Raw genomic sequence first — 21,878 nt, 5'->3', positions numbered from 1 at the left:
TTTCTAGGGTCTGCTAAAATAACCGACTATTTTTATTAAAACCAAGAATTAAAAGAACTTTTATGAGCAATGCACAACTGATTTTGATTGATAAACGTAAACAACCCTTAAAAGAATACTTGGTTGCGGTGGCCGCTTCCGACGGCATTAGTCTAAAAGGTGTTGAAATTATGGCCTCACCTGAAAAAGGTGCAACGTCTCTACTCAATGGCCAAGTGTTTATCCCACCTTTGGAAGCGTACAATTTCAAAGTTAAAAAGATTGCTCAAAAAAGTTTAGAAACGATTTTTATTGATGAAGAAGCCTATACAGTTGAAGCATTCATTGAAAAATCTAGTGAGGACGAAGACGTTCGTAAAGCGCTCACCAAATCGATTGCGCGCCTGCGCAAAAATCTTGAAAAACTCATTCAACCGTTTTGCGAATCAGAAGTCATTGACCTGATTAACGAACGTCGCAACGACGCACTGTTCAAGCTTAAAGAACATGCACAAAACCTAAAAGGCAAAAATATTGTCTGCATTGACATTGAAGCCACGAACATTTCGACCGACCCAGATGCCGACATCATTCAACTCTCGGCCTGCGATGGAGAGGGTAAGGAACTATTCAATCAGCTGATTAATCCTGGCTACGATATCCCTGAAAACGATAAACACAACATCACCACTGAGATGGTTCAAGACGCACCTCTTCTGGCTAAAGCTTGGGATGAAATCCATGATACGCTACGAGATGCTGATGTGGTGCTGGCTTACAGTACCGAAAGTGATTTTATGTACTTGGAAAAAAGCGCCGAAAAGAAAATGCTGCGCTTTGAACTGGACTACAACACCTGGCTTGATGCGGCCGAACTTTCCAAAGATTTGATCGGTGCGATTCGTTGGCACTCTGAGCGCATGTATTGGTTCTATAAAACACCAAAACTTACCGATGCCTACGCCAAAGTATTAGACAAGCCTTTCCCTGGCGATGCACATGATGCATTAGCCGATGCTCAAGCAACTGTCGAATTGTTTAATGCAATGCTTAAACGCGGCGAGCAATCACAGGTTGAGCAAAAGAAACCCAAAAAGGTGGAAAAACAGCAAGTCACCAATAACTTATTTGCTGCCGCGTTTGCGAACGCTAAACGTTCTTAAGGAGTGCAAACATGTGTGATTCACTGAATTTTAAAACCCTTGAAAAGGCTAAGATAGGCGATGAGTTTGCATGGGAAGACGTTTTAAAAGCAGTCAAATTTGACCAAGACGGCTTAATTCCGGCCATTGCACAACAACACGATACTAAAGAAATATTGATGATGGCATGGATGAACGAAAAATCCTTGCAAGAAACACTTGCTACCGGCCGGGTATGTTATTGGTCTCGTTCGCGTCAAAACTATTGGCGAAAAGGCGAAGAATCAGGGCAAATTCAAGTCCTAAAAGAACTACGCTTTGACTGCGATGGCGATGCAATTTTATTACTCGTCGATCAAACAGGCCCTGCTTGCCACACAGGTCGACGTAGCTGTTTTTACACGCTTGTCGAAGGCGATAAAGCCACCATTACTTCCGAGCCGCTAATTGACCCTAAAACGCTCTATCAAAAATAATCCTAAATAGTCGATGCTGAATACAAAAATGGCCTTGAATGCACAACAGCATCCAAGGCCATTTTTCGTTGCGGCGTAATTTACAACGGTACTGCTCAAGCATTCAACCGTTTCAGCTCTGAAACCATTTGCTCAACGATCAGTGGCGTTTCCACAACCCCATCAAATTCGTCTAAATCCATGCTATTGTGAAGATTGCGATCAACCACAGCAATTACTGGAAAATGGCTGTCTAGCATAGATTCCTCTTCTTCTCGACGAATAAAACTCATGACCTCATAGGCATCCATGACTTCAGCGTTTACCTCAATCAGTAAACCGGCATAAAGGTGCGAATAGTTACGCCAGAAACTAATTGCATCAATTCCATTTTCGACCACATCGACTTGCGCACCCATACGCTCTAGAACATCGACGAGCAACTGCTCAACGACCGTGTCGGAATCGACCAACAAGAAACGTTTATCAATAAAATGTTGCTCAGCCATCACATCAGAGTCTTTATTGTCCGAATATCTATTAGATAAATCATCCATATCAACAGGAATATCTACCGAAAAGCCAATTTCATTATTACGACTTTGGCCAACATGAATCTCGCCACCTAAAGCTCGTAACAACGCAGTGGAAAGCTCCAAGCCTTTTAACACATGATGGCGCTGAGAACTTCTTAACTCCCTATTCGCTAAATCTGTTGTCAATGAAATATCAGCAACCATGAATTCATTCGCTTTTTCCAACTTCTCACTCTCAGACGATGACAGGAGAAATACCATTTTCAAAAAACTACCCTTATCCGTTTCAACGCAGCCGACGTTAATACGCACTTGTTCACAAGCAAGACGTTCAATCACATAAGACAACAGCTGAAGGATAATTTGCTTAATTCTGTTTTCATATCCCATCCAAACATAAGGACAACCTGAGTTATAGTTAAACTCAAAATTCACTCCATGCCAACGCGCTTTAAGCCGTAAAAGATGTAATGATTCTTCAACCAAAATATACGCATCAAAACTGGTTTTAGAGAAATCCTCATCCTTTAACGCCAAGAACTTAAAGTCTTGCAAGGAACGTGTCACTGCATCGCTTCGATTGCGGATTTCATCCGCATGAATTCTTGAAACTTTGTCAATGAAAGTAAACTTCAAGCGATCACTAACGCCTCTCAAGAACCCCATTAACTCTTCCAGCTCATCGGCAATGTGGTAACCGACATTGAAGCGTGACAGAGCAGCCTCATAGTAACTCTCAAGATAAGGCGTTTCACCTTGCTCTGGTTCAGGTGTTTGCGATTGAACAACCGGTTGAAGAAAATGAATAAAAGCATTTTCATACAGTGATGGCAGCGACTGAATACTCACATCACAACTTGTTAAGGTTCCATTGGCAGTTTTAAATCGTAAAGCCACCTGTTCCTGTGGAATCAAATTGTCAGGCGTGTCTCGGACATCTTGCTCAGCTAATACCGAAAAATGATGAGACTGCTCTGCTTGCTGTAACTGTTGGCGATAATTTTGAGCGCTTTCCAAATCCATACAACCTGCCAAAGGCGAAGACAAGAAGGCTTGCTTATTCCTCGATAAAAACGATTCGCTCGCTTTATTCGCATCAATCAAAATACCATTTTCATCCGTAATAAAAACCGGTAAAGGGAAAGATTCCAGCAGATCATCCACTAATTTTTTTCCCGTTTGATGCTCAGAAAGCGTAAATAAATAGACCAATAAACGTTCGCATTCACCATTTTCATTAAAATCTGCAACAACATGCAAATTCACCACCCATCTGAAATTACTTGAATCTCCAACTTTTTGTAAACGGAAGTTTGCATCCAATGACGAGTGATCATTTTCTAGGAACTCACTCAATAACTCATGCCAGCGACTATGTTCTTCAGGGTGCAACAATGTGGTAAAGGACTGATTGATAATCACGGCTTGCTTAAGGGCACTTGCTTGCTCAATTTGGTTGGCCGAAAAATAGCGAATCGTATTGGCTGGAGAAGGATCTAACACAAACAAGGCCATTGGGCTTTGTCGATAAAGTTGGAATGCCTTGGAACGATCTCCCTTAGCCTGAACATTCAATGCATTTGCCCATCGACTTTGAAGCAAAGCAAGCAACAAGGCGAGAATCGAAAAAATCAAAAAGGCATATACATAAAGTTGATTACGCAATTCATCCAACACACCTTCTTTGGCAAAGAAATAAAAACGCCAATCGGTGTTCGGCAAATCCATGGAAACCAACGCTTGCTCTACAAATTCATTAGAGATCATTGCGCCGGCTTGCAAACTTAAATCCTCATAAGAACTTAAAATAACCTGGGTCGGATTGTGCTTATTCAGCATCACAACTTCCAAAGCATCGGTGACAAATCGAGAAAGATAGGCTGAAAGCGATGTCAAAGGCAAACTGGCAAGTATCGCCCCTTTAACCTGATCACCTTCAAGCAAATAATAGATCAAATCATAATGGTGGTCGCCATCATGGAAAAAGTGCGCCTGCAACATCACAGCACCGCCCTTATTACCTCCCAATCCATGTTCAACTTGAACCCGACAAGCATTTCCCATAAAAAATCCGCCGCCATCAAGTACAACATTGCCTTGAGAGTCCAACAAAGCGAACTGCTGTACTTGCGGAAGATAATTTAAAAGTTTGGATTGGAAATCTTGCCAGCTAGGTTGCTGACTCAACGCTGAAAACGGGTCGCTTTTTGGGGTGACTAAACCCTCTGAAGAGCCCTGGCCTACAGGGGTGGTCTCTTCGGCGATCTGAATTAATTGAATAAGAGAAGTAAGTGCATTTTCGCTCAATGCATCCAGAATTTGCTTCTGGCTATTCAACTCACTTTCTAAATTTGCACGTAAAGCGTGCGAGGCAAACTCTGCTTGTTCAAAAAGATCATTGTTACGCTCTTCGACTTCAGCCTCTGTGACAACCAAGGTTCCCACAAGTAACATCCCTGCCACCACCGCAAACATTGATAGTTTTCGTGTCAGAAAATCAGCGATGAGACCAGCTAATCGGTTCATGAATTAGACAATACTCTTTGAAATAGTCTACCAGACTATATTAATGGATTAATTCGAGGCGATAGATGCTCCCCAACAGCCCAAAGCATATGCCTTTACGCCGTAAATTAACAACTATACCAAACTCGTACTTATACGCATTTATTTTTTTACAAATTTTAGTTTCTTTTGATAATCCACTACCTGCACAATTTCACGCAAAACCATGGTAGCAAAGCTACCGGCCGGTAAGAAAAAGCTGAGTTCTAAATCCGGCAACCCTTGCTCTTTGAAATCCTCATCATTTTCTAAAAAACTCGTATTATCGGCTTCAAGCCAACGATAATTAAACGCATGCTGCTCACTTGAGACCAGTAGTCTGAGCGCACGTCTATCCGCCTTTAACCGTTGATTTTTCAACCCTTCAAACCAATCACGAAAGGTTTCATAAAGTGCCTCTTCCAGAGCTTTCGCTTCTTGCATCACCGGCAAATCACCCTCGCCAATCAAAGGTCCAGTTGGATGCAAATCGCCCGAAGAAACTCGTTGCGGCAACTTCTCAATCTCAGAGCCATCCGTCTCCACAAACCAACGACTGGATCCTTGCAAATTTAGCGCATCGCCTGAAATATATTGATCCCAAATACCCGCCTCAATCCGAGCACTCAAATATTGATTAAACACCCACGAACGCATAGCAGATAAATACAAACTTCTCTGATTTGGTTTCATTCGCATTGATTTTCCTTCAACCAACCACGCAATCGCTTTTCGTAAATTATTTCCAGAGTGGCCGAAACGCTGCTCACCAAAATAGTTTGGAACACCTTGGGTACGAATAAAATGGATTCGCTGTTCAATATTATTTTGTAATTCACCGGCCGGTAGAGTTCTTTGATCAACCGACTGCAGACCTCGTAGACGAATGACAAACTGGTTGCCACTCAAACCACCTTTTTGCAATTTGCGCTGGTGACGGCAATGTTTTAACAAACGTACAGTGTCATGAGGCCAGGCGTCGAAATCTGGATTCGGCTTACCGGGCAAAGTAATACTAAACCACTGTCGCGTCACTGCATGACGGTCTTTTTGGCCCGCCAGCCCAACGTTTTTCTTGGAAACACCCGCCCATTTGGCCAATTCTCCAGCAACCCAATCCGAGTTTTCGCCGGTTTTTTCTACCCAAATCCACAAATGTTCGCCGTCCCCAGAAAGATCGTAGGCAATCTGCTCTTCAACCAAAAAATCTTCTGGTTTAACACGTAGATAACCGCTCACCACTGGCGCTTGTGTTGCATAATTTAAAGCGGAAAAAGCCGCTTCGTCAGCCATCTCCGATTTAATAAACTCTACCGGCCGGTCGAAATTACTTGTGGAATCTTGAGTCATACATGGTCCTAAAAATGCCGTTAAGCAAAATGCCGTTCGGTTTTCATTCGACATTTTTCATCAACAAAAAACCCAAGTGAAAAGCTCTCACCTTTCAACTTGGGTTTGAAAATATTATCCATTGATTAGACAAAATCAAAGGTTACAAACCTTTAAAAACTTTCTCCGTTACAGGCAACTCTTTACCCTCAGGTTTGTCGTAATAGACCTGAACTAAAAGCTGGCGGATATTGCCTTTTCGAACAAAATCTTTAATAAGCTGTCGCGCATCAACCGGTGAATCTTTATGGATATAAAGATACATATTACGTAAATGGCACTTATTGTCTGGGTCAGATGCCAAAGGTCGAAGAACTCCCTCACCACTGATTTTTACATCTTCCTGAGTGATTAAAGTGATTTTGTGGTAATACTCACTCGAAAGCGGTTTATCGAAGCAAATCTGCAAAACGCGGTCAAAGTTGCCCGACCCACGATCCAAAGAATCCACCATCTGAGCGTTGGTCAGTTTTACCGGCTCTTTTGAACAAGCGCCCAACAGTAAAGCCGATAAAATAACGCCAGCCAAAGTTATGGTTTTTATTAGCATCTTTGCCTCCCTTTCGTCTAGGCACCTAACACAGTCAAAAAGACCTTATGATGTTAGTGGTTTTGCTGTATTCCTGCAAGTGCCCAGTTACCTTCGCCTTCAGCAAGTCGACGAATGTGCCAAATTTCCGTAAAGGCGTGCGCACCTTGCCCATCTTCATCCATAAATCCGCTGTAACGCACACTCACGTAAAAGTAGTCATTTTCAACCGACATTGCCGCAATTTCAGACTGTAAATCTTCTACTTTCGTATGATTTTCACCTGCTTGGACACCTTCTAATTCAGCTTCTAAAGCTTTATAAAGCTCTGGCGTACAGTAGGATTCCAAGGCAGATAAATCCACCTGATCCCACGCAGATTGCAACGCAAGAAAGTGAGATTTCGATCCATCTATAAAGCCATCTGCATCAAACCATTCAGGCGCTTGAGATACCGGCTGTGCATTCTGCGTTGGACTTTCGCCCAAATCTGCACCAAAAATCGACCCCCCTTCATTTGGGTTGTAAGCAGGCTGATCCTTATGTGTCTGACGGACTTGCGGAGCTGGTGATTCTTGTGGCATCTCACGCTGCGCCACATTGTCAGGCGCTCGCTGCTGATAGCCTTGATAAGCAGGCTCTTGAGCTTGTTGCGCACGTTTGCGGGACATAAACAGTTTGAACAACAAAAAGGCGATTAACGCAAAAATTAGAATATCCAAAATTTGAAGATTTTCAAATCCATCCCCAAAAATCATCGCCGCCAAAAGTCCACCGGCTGCTAATCCTGCCAAAGGTCCAAGCCATTTTGAGGCACCAGATTTGGCAGCAGTTCCTGCGGCCGCCGTGCCTGCTCCAGCTGTACCAGCTGCCGTACCATTTTGCCCGGCCGGTGTTGTTTGTGAGGATTTATTATCTTTTTGATTATTAAAACTCTTAGGCGCCACCTGCTTTTGATAACCAAAACTCTTCCCACCACCCAGTCGCTTTGCCTCCGCAAACTGACTGAATGTCATCAACATAATTGCAACCAAGGCTAACCCTAATCCTGCAAAACGTATATTCCATAGACTCTGCATCATGCATCTTCTCTCAAGTTAGAAATTCAAAAGGATTGTAACATCACTGCTTCATATAGCGATAGTGACAGGCTTCTCAAATAAAAAATTCAACAACCATTCAGATTTTGCCTTAAAGCGTTTATGAGAACGCGCCTCAAACTTCAAGCATAAATTTCTATTTTTGAAAGGTCGTAAAAATGGAGGAGGGGTGGCATATCTAGCCAAAAATAAAAGCCTAACCCATTGATTTATTAAAAAACAATGAATTAAGCTTAGATTAAAGGCTTTAGAAAAGCCAAATAATCAGTATAGATTACCAGTATTTTTGAACATACTTTCTTTCAAGCAATAAGATGCTTTCTGGATCAACCTTATTTCCACTCGTTCTAAAACGAACCAAGTCGTTTTTATATGGAATTTTTTTACTGTGATTAAATCGGTATGTCTGAGATTTATCTTTCGTTACGATTTTATACTCATACATTTTTAATGCATTGTCATATCGACGCTCTGTCATTACACCATCAAGAGTCGTCGTAGCACCCTGAACACCTAAATTACCGCCAGAACCAAGGCCACCATTCACTTCTTGTGCTTTGTAAGCTTTAAGCGCTTTAATTAAACCATTCATAGAATCGGTGAAAGCTGCAACAAGTACTTTACCTTCTGGCGTTTTTGAATATGCACCCGCCCCCCCTGCTGCTGCTCCAGCGAATAGTCCACCAAACAGTGAGAAATCAGTATTTCTTGCACTTCCTTCTGACGCAGCAAGCTGAACCCCTGAACGGTTGTCAATCATAGTCAGCATCGTGCTTGCATCACTGTTTTTAAAACCACCCGCAACTGCTCCGGCTAAACTGCCAAATATCGCACCGACAACGGCACCACCGCCACCGGTATCATTAGAACTGAATGTGATAGAAGGCGTGACCGTATAATCCGCTGCAACCATTTGACCTTTAGAGAAGTTTGAACCTGATCGCATCTCACCAGAATTCATTATCTGTCGCTCTTGTTGCATTTGTTTGAATGCTTTTCCACGCTCAACAATGACAAAACAGTTAGATTGTTGTGCTAATAGACGAATAACAGGCGTGGTTGACGGTAATCTCAAATCTCGACTTAAATATCGATACCAAGATTCTGTTTGGTCTTCATAAATTGCCAAAGTTCCTAAAGTCGCATCGCATCGCTCCAAGCCACTGTTCGCATTTTGAGAATTCGCGCCACCAGCAGAACCAGTCGCGGTTGTTTTAGCATCGCTTGAACCGGGGTTCATGTTCGACATACAACCTGAAACGCCTAAGGCAAAGGCAAAAATCGCAGAAAGTTTGAGCAAACTTTTACCGCTAAAAATAGAAGTTTTAGTCATTATTAAACCTGTATAAAAAGATATTTTTAAAAAGAAAGATGGAATATACAACAGCACATCTTGCTACATTTAAGTGATAAAAGACACCTAAAAAATACAAAAATTGATATAAATCAAATTACAGGTCGACTAATGTACTGCGTAGTAATTGGTAAAACTCACTAAACTAAAGGCTTAATAGATAAATAAAGTACTTGCCAACAAACACAAGCAATCATAAACAAAGTTAGCTTTATATGAAGACAACCAAGACTCAAGGTTTTGAAACTTGATTCCTAGGATGGATGATTCCTCACTAATATTTAAATTAAAAAAGGAAAGTACCAAACCTATTGAACTAACAAAGAAAAGCTGAGCTCTGACTATTTTTGCATTTCCATCCAGTCCCAGAAAAACTGGATGCGTCAGTATTTGGGGGGGGGAATTTTATCCACTACAACCTCTTAAAATTGCTGTTTTATACAAATCCTTTCCTCTCTCTGTCGATTTCACTCCTTCACCGCTCGTGAAATCGTATAGTCTTTCCCTTGTTTGACCTTTTTATAGTTCCCAAAAACCTCGTTAAAGTTTCGCTTCATATAGTCGCGAAGTCCGTTTATAGTCACCACCACAAGCTGTCCACCTGGCGCCAACTGTGCATGAATATCATGCAACATAATGCTCAACATCTCTTTTCCAACTTTTGCAGGCACATTGGAAACAACTGTCGTGAACTGCAAATCTTTTGGCACATTACTTAAACCGTTCGATAAATACGCTTTAGCATGGTTCAACCCGTTCAATTCTGCATTACGGTTTGCGTATTCCACTGCCATAAAATCTTTGTCGACCATATGAATCTCACCTTTTGGTGCACAAGCAGCAATTGTTAAACCGATTGGCCCGTAACCACAGCCTAAATCTAAAGCGATTTCATCTTCTTTAATATCGAGGTGTTTAAGCAGCAAGTGTGTTCCAGCATCAATTTCTCGTGGGCTAAAAATCCCCCAAGTACTGCGAAACTGCAAAGTCTTATCTTTCAAAACTTCAGTAAATTGAATATCAGCTTTGAGTTTTGCAATCTCTTGCGCTGAGAGTTTTGCCATATGGCCTCCTAAAATCCTTAGAAAAAAATTTGGAAAATTTGGAAAATCGTAATTTGCCAATTATACCTTCACTGACTAACTCGGTAGCGTCATTAAAAAAAGATACCGGCCGGTAGACTTTGAATTGTGTGTTGAATTTATATTGGCTTTGCTAAAATATGCGACTTACATTTTTAAGCATTCCAATACAAGATTCCTCTTTATGCATTCATTGAATGATCGTCAACACATGGCTGTTAAACACGTTGAAACCCCGGCTTTGGTTCTGGCCGGTGCTGGTTCGGGTAAAACACGGGTGATTACCGAGAAAATCGCTTATTTGATTCGGCATCATCAAGTCGCTCCACATCACATCTATGCTGTCACCTTTACCAACAAGTCAGCGAAAGAGATGAAAGAGCGTGTGTTTAAGCTGCTCAAAGACGACAATTCCAAAGGGCTGAATGTTTCCACTTTCCACAACCTTGGTTTAAACATTATTCGCCGTGAATACAAACACCTAGGGTTTAAGGCCAACTTTACCATTATGGATGCCACCGACAGCGGACAGATTTTAAAAGAATTAATGTCTAAACAAACTGTTGATCCTGAAGTCCTAGATGGCGTGCAGTGGGATATTTCACGTTGGAAAAATGCCCATATTTCCCCTGAGCAAGCGATTGAAAACGCTGAAGATGCAACGGAACAAGCTCGAGCGGTTTTATATCAACTCTATCAAAAACAGATTCGTGCCTATAACGCCGTTGATTTTGACGATCTGATTACCTTGCCAGTGACACTCTTCCAGCAAAACCCAGACGTGCTAGAAAAATGGCAAAACCGCGTGCGTTATCTATTGGTCGATGAGTATCAAGATACCAATGCCGCGCAATATCAATTGGTTAAATTACTCGTTGGCATCCAAGCACGCTTTACCGTGGTTGGCGATGATGACCAATCCATTTACGCTTGGCGTGGTGCACAGCCAGAAAACTTAGCTTTGCTGAAAGAGGACTTTCCTTCTCTTGAGCTCATTAAGCTTGAGCAGAATTATCGGTCAAGTAATCGGATTTTGACCGCAGCTAACCAACTGATTGCTAACAACACTCACGTGTTTGAAAAAAGCCTGTGGTCGGAAATGGGCTTAGGTGAAGACTTGCGCGTCATTGCCTGCGCCAATGAAACCCAAGAAGCCGAGCGCGTGGTGTCTGAAATGGTCATGCACCGCTTTAAACATCGCACCAAACACAAAGACTATGCGATTTTGTATCGCGGAAATCATCAAGCACGATTAATTGAACGTGCACTACGCGAACAAAATATTCCTTATGTCATCTCTGGCGGAAAATCGTTTTTTGACCACGCAGAAATCAAAGATGTGATGAGTTATCTCAAGCTCATTACCAACCCCGATGACGATGCCGCATTCTTACGCGTTATTAATACGCCGCGCCGTGAAATTGGTGCTTCCACATTAGAAAAACTCGCCACCTACGCGACTCGACGCAATATCAGCCTATTTGATGCCACCCAAGAATTTGGCATCACCCAAGAGTTGTCCGAAAAGGCGATGAAACGCGTTGGCTTTTTCAGTGAAATGCTGCTGGAATGGATTAAAGAAGCCGATTCGATTGCCGGTGAAGCGGTGATTCATTTTATTAAAGCGCTGATGGAAAAGATAGAATACGACAACTGGCTGCATGAAACGGCCAACACCCCCAAACAAGCTGAAAAACGCATTAACAATGTCCGTGATTTTATTGTCTGGATTGAGCGCATTGTTAATAAAGCGCTGACCGAAGACAATGAGGAACGCACACTCACATCGATTGTTTCTCATTTGGCATTGCGTGATATGCTGGATCGAAATGAATCTGACCAAGAGCAAGACATGGTTAGTCTGATGACACTTCACGCCTCAAAGGGTCTTGAGTTCCCACATGTCTATTTAATCGGCATGGAAGAAGAGCTTTTGCCGCATAAACAAAACATGGAATCACCGGGTCTTGAAGAAGAACGTCGCTTGGCTTATGTTGGCGTGACACGGGCCAAACGCAGTTTGACCATGACCTACGCCAATAAGCGCCGAAAAGGTGGTGAAGATGTCGCGTGTGAGCCAAGCCGCTTTCTGTTTGAAATCCCTGAAGAGGGCTTGAAATGGGAGGGTAAACCAGGCGTGGTCATTAGCAAAGAAGAAAATCTGCAACAAGGCAATGACCACCTGGAAAACATCAAAGCGATGTTAAATCAAAAGGCGGTTTAGCGCTAATTTCAAAAGATATGCATTATTAAGTCTTTCAAAATGCGTCGAAGCCCATGGGATAGGCTGAGCCGAGCGACCAAAGATGGTGAACAGTGTCTTTTTGAAAGACTTAACGCATATCGACTTTTGTCAACTCAAAGCCCGGAGACTCCAAATGTACTCAAATCATCCTATTGCCAACTTTAGTTTTGCAACGCACCCTGAAATGCATTTTGGATTAGGCATTCGCAGCCAATTATCAGAGTTCTTACAAAAAAATTATGCTGGCAAATTAGTGCTTTTGACCGGCCGGTCAATTTCTCAAACAGGGCAATTTGGAGCGGAGCTTTTAGAAACCTTAAGCCAATCACATACGATTCAACATTTTATTGTCAGCGGTGAACCTTCACCGGATCTAGTGGATGAAATCGTCTTGAAATGTGATGCAGATTCCACGGCAGTGGTTGCACTCGGTGGAGGCAGTGTTCTCGATGCCGCCAAAGCTGTCGCAGGCCTAATTCCCAGTCAAACTTCGGTGATGGACTACCTTGAAGGCGTTGGCGCAGGCAAACCATTCAATGTTGAAACTTGTCCTTTTATCGCCGTTCCAACCACCGCAGGTACAGGCTCAGAAACCACCAAAAACGCGGTTTTATCGCGCATTGGCTATTTTAAAAAATCGTTTCGCGACAATAAACTTCTCGCCAGATCAGTCTGGCTTGATCCAGAACTGTTAAAAAGCTGTCCGAAAGATGTTTTATACGCCACAGGAATGGATGCTTTTACTCAGCTATTGGAAAGCTACACCACAAAAAATGCCAACCCCATTACCGATGCACTCGCGCTTCAAGGCATGAAACTGTTCAAAGGCGCGTTTGAAGCCATTGACTCTGATAAAGAAACCGAACAAAACATGGGCTATAGCAACCTCATGCTTGCTGCGACTCTCTCTGGAACGACACTTGCTAATGCCGGCTTAGGAGCCGTTCATGGCCTAGCCGGCCCAATCGGGGCATTCTTTGAAGCACCACATGGCATAGTGTGCGCCAAACTTCTTGCTCCCATCACGCAAGCGAATATCGAAGCTTTGCACAAGAACAGTAGCGAATTGGCGAAATCAACACTCGATAAATACCAAACAATTGCCAAACTGTTTGACGGTGAGACGCTTGAGGATTTGATTCTGACACTCAAGCATTACGCCCAAACCTACACGCCACAAGGTCTGGGACAATATGGCCTAACGGCAGACAATCTTCAGCCGGTAATAGATAATTGTCGTTCAGGCAGCATGCTTGGAAATGTGGTGAGCTTGCCGAATGAAGTGCTGATTAATGCAATGAAACAAAGCCTATAGAGTGAAAACTACAGCGATAAAAATCGTTTCAAATAAAGCCCTGCCCAGTTTCCAATCAATGCGGCAGGCAACCAAACCCAGCCATGCAAACTACCAGAAGCAATGCCACTGAAAAACGCACCGATATTGCAACCCGATGCCATGACTGCGCCTAACCCCATAATGAACCCTGCAACCGAGCTGACCAACCAAGCTCGCCAATGCGAAACAGATTTAACTGACCTATTTTGCTTTGCATTAGACTGCCCACTGGTTTGCCAGAGAGTCACAAACAAAGCGCCGAAAAGCACTCCCCAAGTTGTTAAGCTGACAGTATGGTTGATGGCTTCAGACGCTAAATGATTCGGATTTTCCATGACATAATCCCAAAATTGCCAATCAACAGGAAGTTTCAATAGCTCAATCAAGTGGACTCCCCAATAAGGGAAAATTGAACTAATCGACCAAGGTGAGCCGGACACCCAAAACAACAGCGCATTCAGCGTGGCCAAACTCAATCCCGCTAATAACCACGGATGCCAGTATGCTGAATCCCCCCTTTTTTTGAGTTGGAGCAATGTCTGAACTTGTCCGTTTGAAGTCCGTTCAAATATCAATAAACTTCGATAAATAACTAATAACAACAGCAATTGAACAGCGATTGCAACCAACCAATGAACGCTGTGCTGAAACGCCCATGGCGCAACCGCTGGCCATGCTTGCCAAAGCTCTTGGCTCCAAACAGCTACGGTGCCACCGACGATCATCATGAACAAGGTTGGAATCGACAGCACTTGCAACTGCCCTGCTCGATTCAGCGTTCCAGAAGTACAACCGATACCCAGCTGCATCCCGACTCCAAACAGAAAAGCTCCCAGCAGACTATAAACACCTACCGGCCGGATAAAACCATAAAGCGCCTCACCTTGTAAACTGTCAGCAGTATTTTGTAACCAGCCAAACAGAACAAGCACCAACGCCAACATCCAAATAATCGCACGAACAGCGAGCGTTTTTCGTTCTAAAATCAGTTCTCTAAAACTACGACTAAATCCAAAATGCAAGCCATTGAGAACCGCGCCCATTGCCAAAGCAATAACGAACGTAACAAGAGAAATCGGACTTTGTGAAGCCTGATAAAGCGCCGTTAAAATCAATAACAAACCAATTATTAGAACCGTTTGCATAAAACTTAACCGGCCGGTAAAGAATAAAGAGAAGGAAGACATAGACATCCTTATTAAAATCATCAGTCTATTTTAATAAGTAAATTCTATATCAAAAAGAAAGTAATACTTATGACCACACAAGAATTCAAAACAGGACAAACGCTTGCTGAAGATTTGGCAAATATCAACCGACCGAAACCACACTAGCTAAATAAATTTGGTAAACGCCCATGCCAATCACACCTAATCCAGCCAATGTTTTAACCCAAGTCGTGCGAGCCAACCGAGTGAAGTAAAACGCAAATACTCCCATCAACATTAAATTTGGCAAGGTTCCCAGACCAAAAGCCATCATGACTAAAGCACCTTCTAGTGCACCACCAGCGGTCATCGCCATAATCAAAGTACTGTAAACCAAGCCACAGGGCAACCAGCCCCAAACCAGCCCATAGCTAAATGCTTGCAAAGGTGAACTCACAGGCGTCATGCGCTGCGCATAAGGTTGCAACCTATGCCAGAGTCCTTGACCGACTTTTTCAATTTTAGCGACGCCAAACCACCAACCGCCAAGATACAAACCCAACGCAATCATAAAAATGCCGGCAAAAATTTGTAAAGCTTGTTGCACTGGAAGCATCGCGGATAGCGATCCCATTGCCATTCCAATCAGTCCAAAAATTGCACCAATCACCATATAGCTTAAAATTCGCCCCATATTGTAAGCGAACTGAAATGGCAGCATTCGCCACCAACTTTGTTGATTGCGAACATCCAAACTAAACGTAAGTGTACCAACAACTCCACCGCACATGCCTAAACAGTGCACACCACCCAATAAACCCACCATGGCGGCGGTAACTAACAGTGTCCATTCCATTGATTACACTAATTCCAAAAATCGTTGAGAAGGTCGATAAGAAAGTGCTTCAGCAACATGCATCGCTTGAATCTCTGTGGATTCCATATCCGCTAGCGTTTGTGCCAGACGAAGAGTTCGGTAATAAGCACGCGCCGACAACCCTAGCTCCTCGGTAGCAACCTTCAGCAATTGCATTGAAGTCTCATCCAAATTGAGGGATTGTAATTGTTTGTTCTCCAAAAAAGCGTTTAGACATCCTTGGCGTTCAATTTGCCTTGCCTGACAGACTTCAACCCGAGCTCTTACATCAAGGCTGGTTTCGGCCTCTGCACCTTCAACATTATCAGCTCTTTGTAACTCCGAAACGTCTACAGCAGGTACTTCCAAATGGCAATCAATGCGATCCAATAACGGCCCTGATATTTTCTTTAGATAACGATTAATTTCATTCGGCGTGTCTTTACAACGCCCTTTACGATCATCAGGAAAATATCCTGAAGGCGAAGGATTAAGCGCAACCACAAGCTGAAAACTTGCCGGAAAACAAGCCTGCTGGCGCACTCGTGAAATTTCGACTTTTCGATTTTCCAAAGGTTCGCGTAGCGCTTCTAATACCGGCCGGCTAAATTCAGGAAGCTCATCTAAAAACAACACTCCATTATGCGCTAAAGAAATAGCACCCGGTTTTGGATTTGAACCACCCCCAATAAGAGAGACGGCTGAAGCCGTGTGATGAGGCTGCAAAAATGGTCTCTCAAAAAAGTGTTCCAAATCTCTTGGTCGACCAGCAATAGAATGGATAGCGGCTGTTTCCAATGCCTGTTCCGGCAACATTTTAGGTAAAATTCCTGGCAACCGAGAAGCCAACATGGTTTTGCCAGCGCCCGGCTCTCCAACCATCAGCAGACTATGACCACCAGAAGCACACAACTCCAATACGCGCTTGGCCTGTCGTTGACCTCGAATATCCGACAGACATAGAGTAGGAACATAATCCACCGCTGAAAATTCCTGACTCGTAAAAACGTCTGGTGTGTCAGTGGATAAAGCCGTTGCGACCGCATTCAAATCTTTGGCAACAATAACCGGCCGGTAAGAATTTTCACCCATGTGATGAATTTGTTGCCAAGCTTGCTGAAGCAAAGCGACTTCTTCAGCATTATCCCAAGCGACAACGGAGATACGTCCAGCTGCTTGAGCAGATAACAAGCTTGGCAGAACTCCAGCAATCGCACGACTGTTTCCGTTTAAAGCTAACTCGGAAAAAAATTCAAATGTTTCAAGAGATCCATCGCCATTCAAACCATCAGGTAATGAAATCTGATTTGACGCAATCAGAATACCGACAGCAATGGCTAAGTCGTAACGTCCACCGGATTTCGGTAAATCCGCAGGCGCAAGATTGACCGTAATTCGCTGAACCGGCATGTCAAACCCCGCATTAAGCAATGCACTTCGAACACGTTCTCGGCTCTCTTTAACCGAAGCTTCCGGCAAACCCACGATGGTTAAGCTTGGCAAACCATTACTGATATGCACTTCAACAAGTACCTGAGGGGAATCAACCCCCAACAATGCTCGGGAATAAACTCGTGCAAATCCCATTCATAGTCTCTTTTTAGTCGTGACCAGCGTCTATTTCATCTAAACGCTGACTCAATTCATCTAGTTTTTGACGCGTTTTTTGTAAAACGGCTTTCTGCACTTCAAATTCTTCACGAGTCACAAAATCCATTTCCTCTAACCAGCGAGACAGAATGGATTTCATTTGTTGTTTAATCTGGTCATTTTGGTCTCCAAAACCTTGCGGAATCGATTTGGATAATTGACCGATTAACTGGTCAATAGGTGGAGGCTGAATCATATTAACTCCTCTGAGTTGACTGAATGTTTAAGGTAACATAATGTAAATGAAAAAAGTGAGTTATAGTCTGCCTAACAATCCTGACTTGGAACGAACTCTACTTGCGCACCTTGCATCAAAAAATTTCGCAAATCTTAAAGTAAATCAATTACTCTGAAATTTAACGCCAAAATGCCTGCAAAATCCAAATCTGTCGCAGAAGTTTACTAGACAAAATCACATGGATTCTCTATTCTAAGACATTGCGCCACTATTGCACAGTGAAGCCCTAAACGCCTTTAATATAAGGCAAAAATAAAAAGTTATCGGATATGTTGGACATGTTAGAAATACAAGATGATCAAGAGAAAGCATTACGCTATTTCAATCGCATAATTGATTCTTTTGAAGAGCAAAACATTAACCCAACGCCATTGAATTACTATATCTGGTACCAATATTACAAAGGCGAAAACCCTCAGTTTCGAGCTGAAATGGATGCCATTCTTCAAGATCCATTTGGCTATCACGACCGCGCTGGTCGACGACTTTATCAAACCTATTTTGCCGACCAAGACATGGAGGATCAATTAGGCTTTGATAAAGCACTAAAGCGTTTGCTGGAAATGATGGCCAAGCGCATTCAAGCTTGGGGCGACAAACTTGAGGAGCAAACCAATCGTTTGGAAAGTTGTACCGACCAACTGAGTGCTGACAACCTCGACCAACATCAAGTACGAAAAATTACTTCCGATGTCTTGAGCACTGCAAATTCAATGCAAGAAAGCAGTCAGAAATTTACCGCAGAAATGAGCGAAAGCGCAGAAGAAATCAACAAACTGCGCCAACAACTTGTTGATGCAAAAGCTGAAGCCTTGAAAGACGAGTTGACGCAAATCGGCAACCGTAAAGCCTTTAACATGTCTCTTAAAGAATTAACTGATGAAGTCATTAATGGCGAAACCGAAGAAAATGTTTATTTGATACTCAGTGACATTGACCATTTCAAGAGTTTCAACGATACCTACGGTCATCTAATTGGTGACAGCATCTTGCGTTACTACTCAAACATCCTTAAACGAAATCAAATTCCGAATCAGGTCACCTGTCGTTATGGCGGTGAAGAGTTTGCACTTTTAATCAAAGGCCCAGACATTGAAGTTCCAATAGAAATTGCTGAGAGTTGCCGAAAAGAGATTGAAGCGGCTCACCTGAAGCGTAAAAATTCAACCGAGCCACTTAGAACTGTCACCGCGTCTTTCGGTATTTCAAAGTTTAAAGCAATCGAAGAACCAGAAGAGTTTGTGAAGCGCGCCGATGATGCGCTGTATCATGCGAAGAAATCTGGACGAAATCGGGTTGTTACAGAACTAGACTTGGAGCTTTTACGTTAGCCTTTCAGCAAACCTATTTATAAGAAAGGCTTTCTAGTAAATCTACACTGCTTGGAGTTACTTAAAACGTTTTCCAATCAATATCCAAGCTCTATAGATTTTTAGGCAAGTAAAAGACCAATTCCGTAACGGTTATGGTTACTTCACCGGATAACTGCGAACCCTTGCACCTAAATCTCGCAGTTCATTTTTTCGCGCCCCTAATTCACGGCGATTATCATACGCCTGAGTTTTAAGAACATAAACTATCCGATTCCCTTTACCACTACTTTCAGAGAGCAGTAATTTTTGGCCGTAAGAAGACAGACGCTTTAATTCCCTACGAGCATCCGCTTCTCGATAAAAGCTTCCTGCAACAATGTATTCAGGCACTTCTAACTGAATTGGATATTTTTCTGAGTCATCGAGAGGCACTTCAACTTGCTGCATTTCCTCATAAAAGGTCATTTTCGCCTGACTCGTTGCCTCAGCAGGAAGCGGAAGAGAATCACGCTGAATCACGCCTGAAGACCTCTGACCGGCCGGTTGCGATTCAACGTCATCAGAACCATTAAAACTCCAAGACAATGCATCTTGACTTTCAGAAGCCTCCACAAGCTCTGAAGTGGTTGCTGATTGAGAGTTTTCTGATGACTCTACAGAAACACCTTCGGTTTCAGCTTGAGCGTCATTGATGCTATCCAAAGACTCTAATTCTGAACTTACTTCAGCATCCAAGTCCGCTTCAGACACCAATTCAACCATCGGCTGAGTTTGCTGACTGCTTTTCAATCCCTTTGTGCCAAAGTGCGTAACGACCCAATAGACCACAGCCATCGCCACAAGAATTCCAATGGTCGCCAACCAAGTTGACTTAGAGGCATGACTCAAAAGAATACGTTCATCCCGATGTGATTTCGGTTCAAACACATCTTCTGCAGCCTTTTGCGCATTCTTTTTTTGACGAAGATTATGGTCGTAAGCCATGCACCCTTCCTAACTCATAAACAAAAAACCTACCGGCCGGTAGGTTCTTATATCGCAGTTTCAAGTAAAAAATTACATTCTCGCTTAGGGAAACTCTGATTGAATCAAAGGTTCCTTAGGGCTAGTTAGCCTCTACATTGACTCTGGCGCTGAAACATCCAACAACGTCAAACCATTCTGTAACACTTGCTTAGTGGCCGAAATCAAAGTGAGACGCGCTTGGCGTATAGCATCATCTTCGACGATAAACTGGCCTGCGTTGTAGTAACTGTGGAACGCATTCGCAACATCTTTTAAATAATAAGCAATCTGATGAGGTTCATACACCACTGCCGCTCGAGCAATAATCTCAGGGAACTTCGCTAATTCCGTCGCCAAATCTGCTTCATGCTCTAAGGTCAACTTATCTAAACTCGCCAAGCCTGCATTTAGGTCAAGTTGGTAACCTTTGTCGACAGATTGCGACAAAACACGGCAAATTCGCGCGTGGGCGTATTGAATATAGTAAACAGGATTTTCATTTGATTGCGATTTAGCCAAATCCAAATCAAAATCCATATGCTGCTCTGATTTCCGTTGCACATAGAAAAAACGTGCCGCATCAACACCGACTTCTTCACGCAACTCTCTAAGCGTGACAAACTCTCCCGAGCGAGTGGACATGGCAAGCTTTTCCCCACCACGATATAGTATCGCAAATTGCACCAACAGGACTTCAAGCTGAGTTGGATCAGTTTCCATCGCCTCCATTGCTGCGCGAACCCGAGGAATATAACCGTGGTGATCTGACCCCCAAATATCAATCAATAAATCAAAGCCACGTTCTAATTTATTGAAGTGATAAGCAATATCCGAGGCAAAATAGGTTTTCAATCCATTGTCACGCACCACAACACGGTCTTTTTCATCCCCGTAATCGGTTGACTTAAACCAAAGAGCGCCACCTTTTTCATAGATTTTTCCGGCCGCTTGCAACTTCTCTAACGCCGCATCGATCACTCCGGAATCCATTAAAGATTTTTCAGAGAACCAGTTATCAAAACGCACATTAAAGCCTTCAAGATCTTCTTTAATGTCCGCTAGAATTGAATCCACTGCAATCTTAAAAACGTCTGCGTAGTGCGAATCTAACAGGTTTTTGGCTTTAACAATCAAATCGTCAATGTGTAGCTCTTTATCCCCCTCAGGCTGCCCTTCATCGGGATGCACACCAGCAAACACCTCAAATACTGGTTTTTTCAACGTCTCAGAAAACTGCACTTTAATTTGACCGGCAATATCCAAAATGTAATCGCCTTTATAGCCATTACTTGGAAACGTGAGCTCTTCACCACAAGCTTGCAAATAACGCAGCCAAACCGATGTCGCCAGAATATCCATTTGACGGCCAGCATCATTCACATAATATTCACGCGAAACTTGAAAACCGGCGGCATCCAATAGATTCGAGACGCTTGCACCATAAGCTGCACCACGACCGTGACCTACATGCAATGGCCCCGTTGGATTTGCCGACACAAACTCCACCAGCACCGATTTTCCTTGGCCAACATTGACACGGCCATAGGCATCTTTTTCATCCAAAATCGTTTTAACAACATCAAACTTTGCCGATTCATTCACAAAAAAGTTGATGAATCCCGGGCCAGCAATTTCTACTTTCGTCACCAAAGGATCGCTTTCCACCAAAGGAATGATTTTCTCTGCCACAGCACGCGGGGGCATTCCTGCAACTTTGGTCAACATCATCGCCAAATTCGTTGCAAAATCACCGTGCGATTTATCTTTCGTATTTTCAACATGAATGCGAGGCTGAGCATCTTCAGGAATCACTCCCTGCTCTTTCAGTGTTTGAACGGCTTGAGTCAAAATTTGGGCAATTTGCTGCTTCATCCGAGGTTCTCTTTTATTGAAAGTCTGGCAAAAAATAAGCCAAATAGTTTAACAAAAAATCCACCAGCCGGTGGATTTTGAAAGGATTATGAAGAAACATGGCGT

17 protein-coding genes are annotated in these 21,878 nt (G+C 43.0%); 5 read left to right on the top strand and 12 right to left on the bottom strand.

The features are described 5' to 3' along the window. The first annotated feature begins 62 nt into the window (after positions 1-62). Both D9T12_RS01240 and hisI read left to right on the top strand, forming a co-directional pair. Positions 63-1,142, top strand: coding sequence for a 3'-5' exonuclease (locus D9T12_RS01240; RefSeq protein ID WP_130536467.1), 1,080 nt, complete (start codon positions 63-65; stop codon positions 1,140-1,142). An 11-nt stretch (positions 1,143-1,153) separates the two neighbouring features. Beyond that, on the top strand, positions 1,154-1,597 hold the full coding sequence (gene hisI / locus D9T12_RS01235) for a phosphoribosyl-AMP cyclohydrolase (protein ID WP_130536466.1): 444 nt from the start codon (positions 1,154-1,156) through the stop codon (positions 1,595-1,597). 95 nt (positions 1,598-1,692) lie between these two features. On the opposite strand, the gene D9T12_RS01230 is transcribed toward hisI, so the two are convergent. From D9T12_RS01230 to D9T12_RS01205, 6 genes are all read right to left on the bottom strand, one after another. Beyond that, positions 1,693-4,638, bottom strand: coding sequence for a response regulator (locus tag D9T12_RS01230; protein ID WP_130536465.1), 2,946 nt, complete (start codon positions 4,636-4,638; stop codon positions 1,693-1,695). Between the two features lie 141 nt (positions 4,639-4,779). After that, the gene (gene truD / locus D9T12_RS01225; protein ID WP_206199115.1) at positions 4,780-6,006 is read right to left on the bottom strand and encodes a tRNA pseudouridine(13) synthase TruD; all 1,227 of its coding nucleotides are present in this window, start codon (positions 6,004-6,006) and stop codon (positions 4,780-4,782) included. A gap of 142 nt (positions 6,007-6,148) precedes the next feature. Then, positions 6,149-6,595, bottom strand: coding sequence for a hypothetical protein (locus D9T12_RS01220; protein ID WP_130536464.1), 447 nt, complete (start codon positions 6,593-6,595; stop codon positions 6,149-6,151). A gap of 53 nt (positions 6,596-6,648) precedes the next feature. Beyond that, entirely contained in the window at positions 6,649-7,656 is a 1,008-nt protein-coding gene (locus D9T12_RS01215; RefSeq protein WP_240693207.1) for a Tim44 domain-containing protein, read from the bottom strand. A 292-nt stretch (positions 7,657-7,948) separates the two neighbouring features. Continuing rightward, the gene (locus D9T12_RS01210; protein ID WP_130536463.1) at positions 7,949-9,007 is read right to left on the bottom strand and encodes a CsgG/HfaB family protein; all 1,059 of its coding nucleotides are present in this window, start codon (positions 9,005-9,007) and stop codon (positions 7,949-7,951) included. Positions 9,008-9,495: 488 nt separating this feature from the next. Continuing rightward, positions 9,496-10,092, bottom strand: a complete 597-nt coding sequence (locus tag D9T12_RS01205) for a class I SAM-dependent methyltransferase (protein ID WP_130536462.1) — start codon at positions 10,090-10,092, stop codon at positions 9,496-9,498. Positions 10,093-10,294: 202 nt separating this feature from the next. On the opposite strand from D9T12_RS01205, the gene rep reads away from it, so the two are divergent. Continuing rightward, positions 10,295-12,334, top strand: coding sequence for a DNA helicase Rep (gene rep, locus D9T12_RS01200; protein WP_130536461.1), 2,040 nt, complete (start codon positions 10,295-10,297; stop codon positions 12,332-12,334). A gap of 154 nt (positions 12,335-12,488) precedes the next feature. After that, positions 12,489-13,670 (top strand): iron-containing alcohol dehydrogenase, encoded by a 1,182-nt coding sequence (locus tag D9T12_RS01195; RefSeq protein WP_130536460.1) that lies wholly within the window; start codon positions 12,489-12,491, stop codon positions 13,668-13,670. Between the two features lie 8 nt (positions 13,671-13,678). Here D9T12_RS01195 and D9T12_RS01190 read toward each other — a convergent pair whose 3' ends face one another. The 4 genes from D9T12_RS01190 to D9T12_RS01175 form a co-directional block, all read right to left on the bottom strand. Beyond that, on the bottom strand, positions 13,679-14,878 hold the full coding sequence (locus D9T12_RS01190; RefSeq protein ID WP_240693206.1) for a YeeE/YedE family protein: 1,200 nt from the start codon (positions 14,876-14,878) through the stop codon (positions 13,679-13,681). Positions 14,879-15,002: 124 nt separating this feature from the next. Beyond that, positions 15,003-15,695, bottom strand: coding sequence for a sulfite exporter TauE/SafE family protein (locus tag D9T12_RS01185; RefSeq protein ID WP_130536459.1), 693 nt, complete (start codon positions 15,693-15,695; stop codon positions 15,003-15,005). Positions 15,696-15,698: 3 nt separating this feature from the next. Further along, a complete protein-coding gene (locus D9T12_RS01180; protein WP_130536458.1) occupies positions 15,699-17,282 on the bottom strand; it encodes a YifB family Mg chelatase-like AAA ATPase in 1,584 nt (527 codons plus the stop codon). 13 nt (positions 17,283-17,295) lie between these two features. Further along, positions 17,296-17,541 carry an accessory factor UbiK family protein gene (locus tag D9T12_RS01175; protein ID WP_130536457.1) on the bottom strand — a complete coding sequence of 82 codons (246 nt, stop codon included), beginning with the start codon at positions 17,539-17,541 and terminating at the stop codon, positions 17,296-17,298. A gap of 311 nt (positions 17,542-17,852) precedes the next feature. Here D9T12_RS01175 and D9T12_RS01170 point away from each other — a divergent pair, with 311 nt between their 5' ends. Further along, positions 17,853-18,914, top strand: a complete 1,062-nt coding sequence (locus tag D9T12_RS01170) for a GGDEF domain-containing protein (RefSeq protein WP_240693205.1) — start codon at positions 17,853-17,855, stop codon at positions 18,912-18,914. 138 nt (positions 18,915-19,052) lie between these two features. On the opposite strand, the gene D9T12_RS01165 is transcribed toward D9T12_RS01170, so the two are convergent. Both D9T12_RS01165 and argS read right to left on the bottom strand, forming a co-directional pair. After that, positions 19,053-19,880, bottom strand: a complete 828-nt coding sequence (locus D9T12_RS01165) for an SPOR domain-containing protein (protein WP_130536456.1) — start codon at positions 19,878-19,880, stop codon at positions 19,053-19,055. 132 nt (positions 19,881-20,012) lie between these two features. Next, complete coding sequence (gene argS / locus D9T12_RS01160; protein ID WP_130536455.1) at positions 20,013-21,773, bottom strand: arginine--tRNA ligase; 1,761 nt, start codon at positions 21,771-21,773, stop codon at positions 20,013-20,015. Positions 21,774-21,878: the final 105 nt, after the last annotated feature.

Origin of the sequence: Thiomicrorhabdus indica (assembly GCF_004293625.1) — a bacterium.
GTDB lineage: Bacteria > Pseudomonadota > Gammaproteobacteria > Thiomicrospirales > Thiomicrospiraceae > Thiomicrorhabdus > Thiomicrorhabdus indica.
The sequence above is the reverse complement of the archived record's forward strand: the minus strand, read 5'-3'. Positions and strand labels throughout refer to the sequence as shown.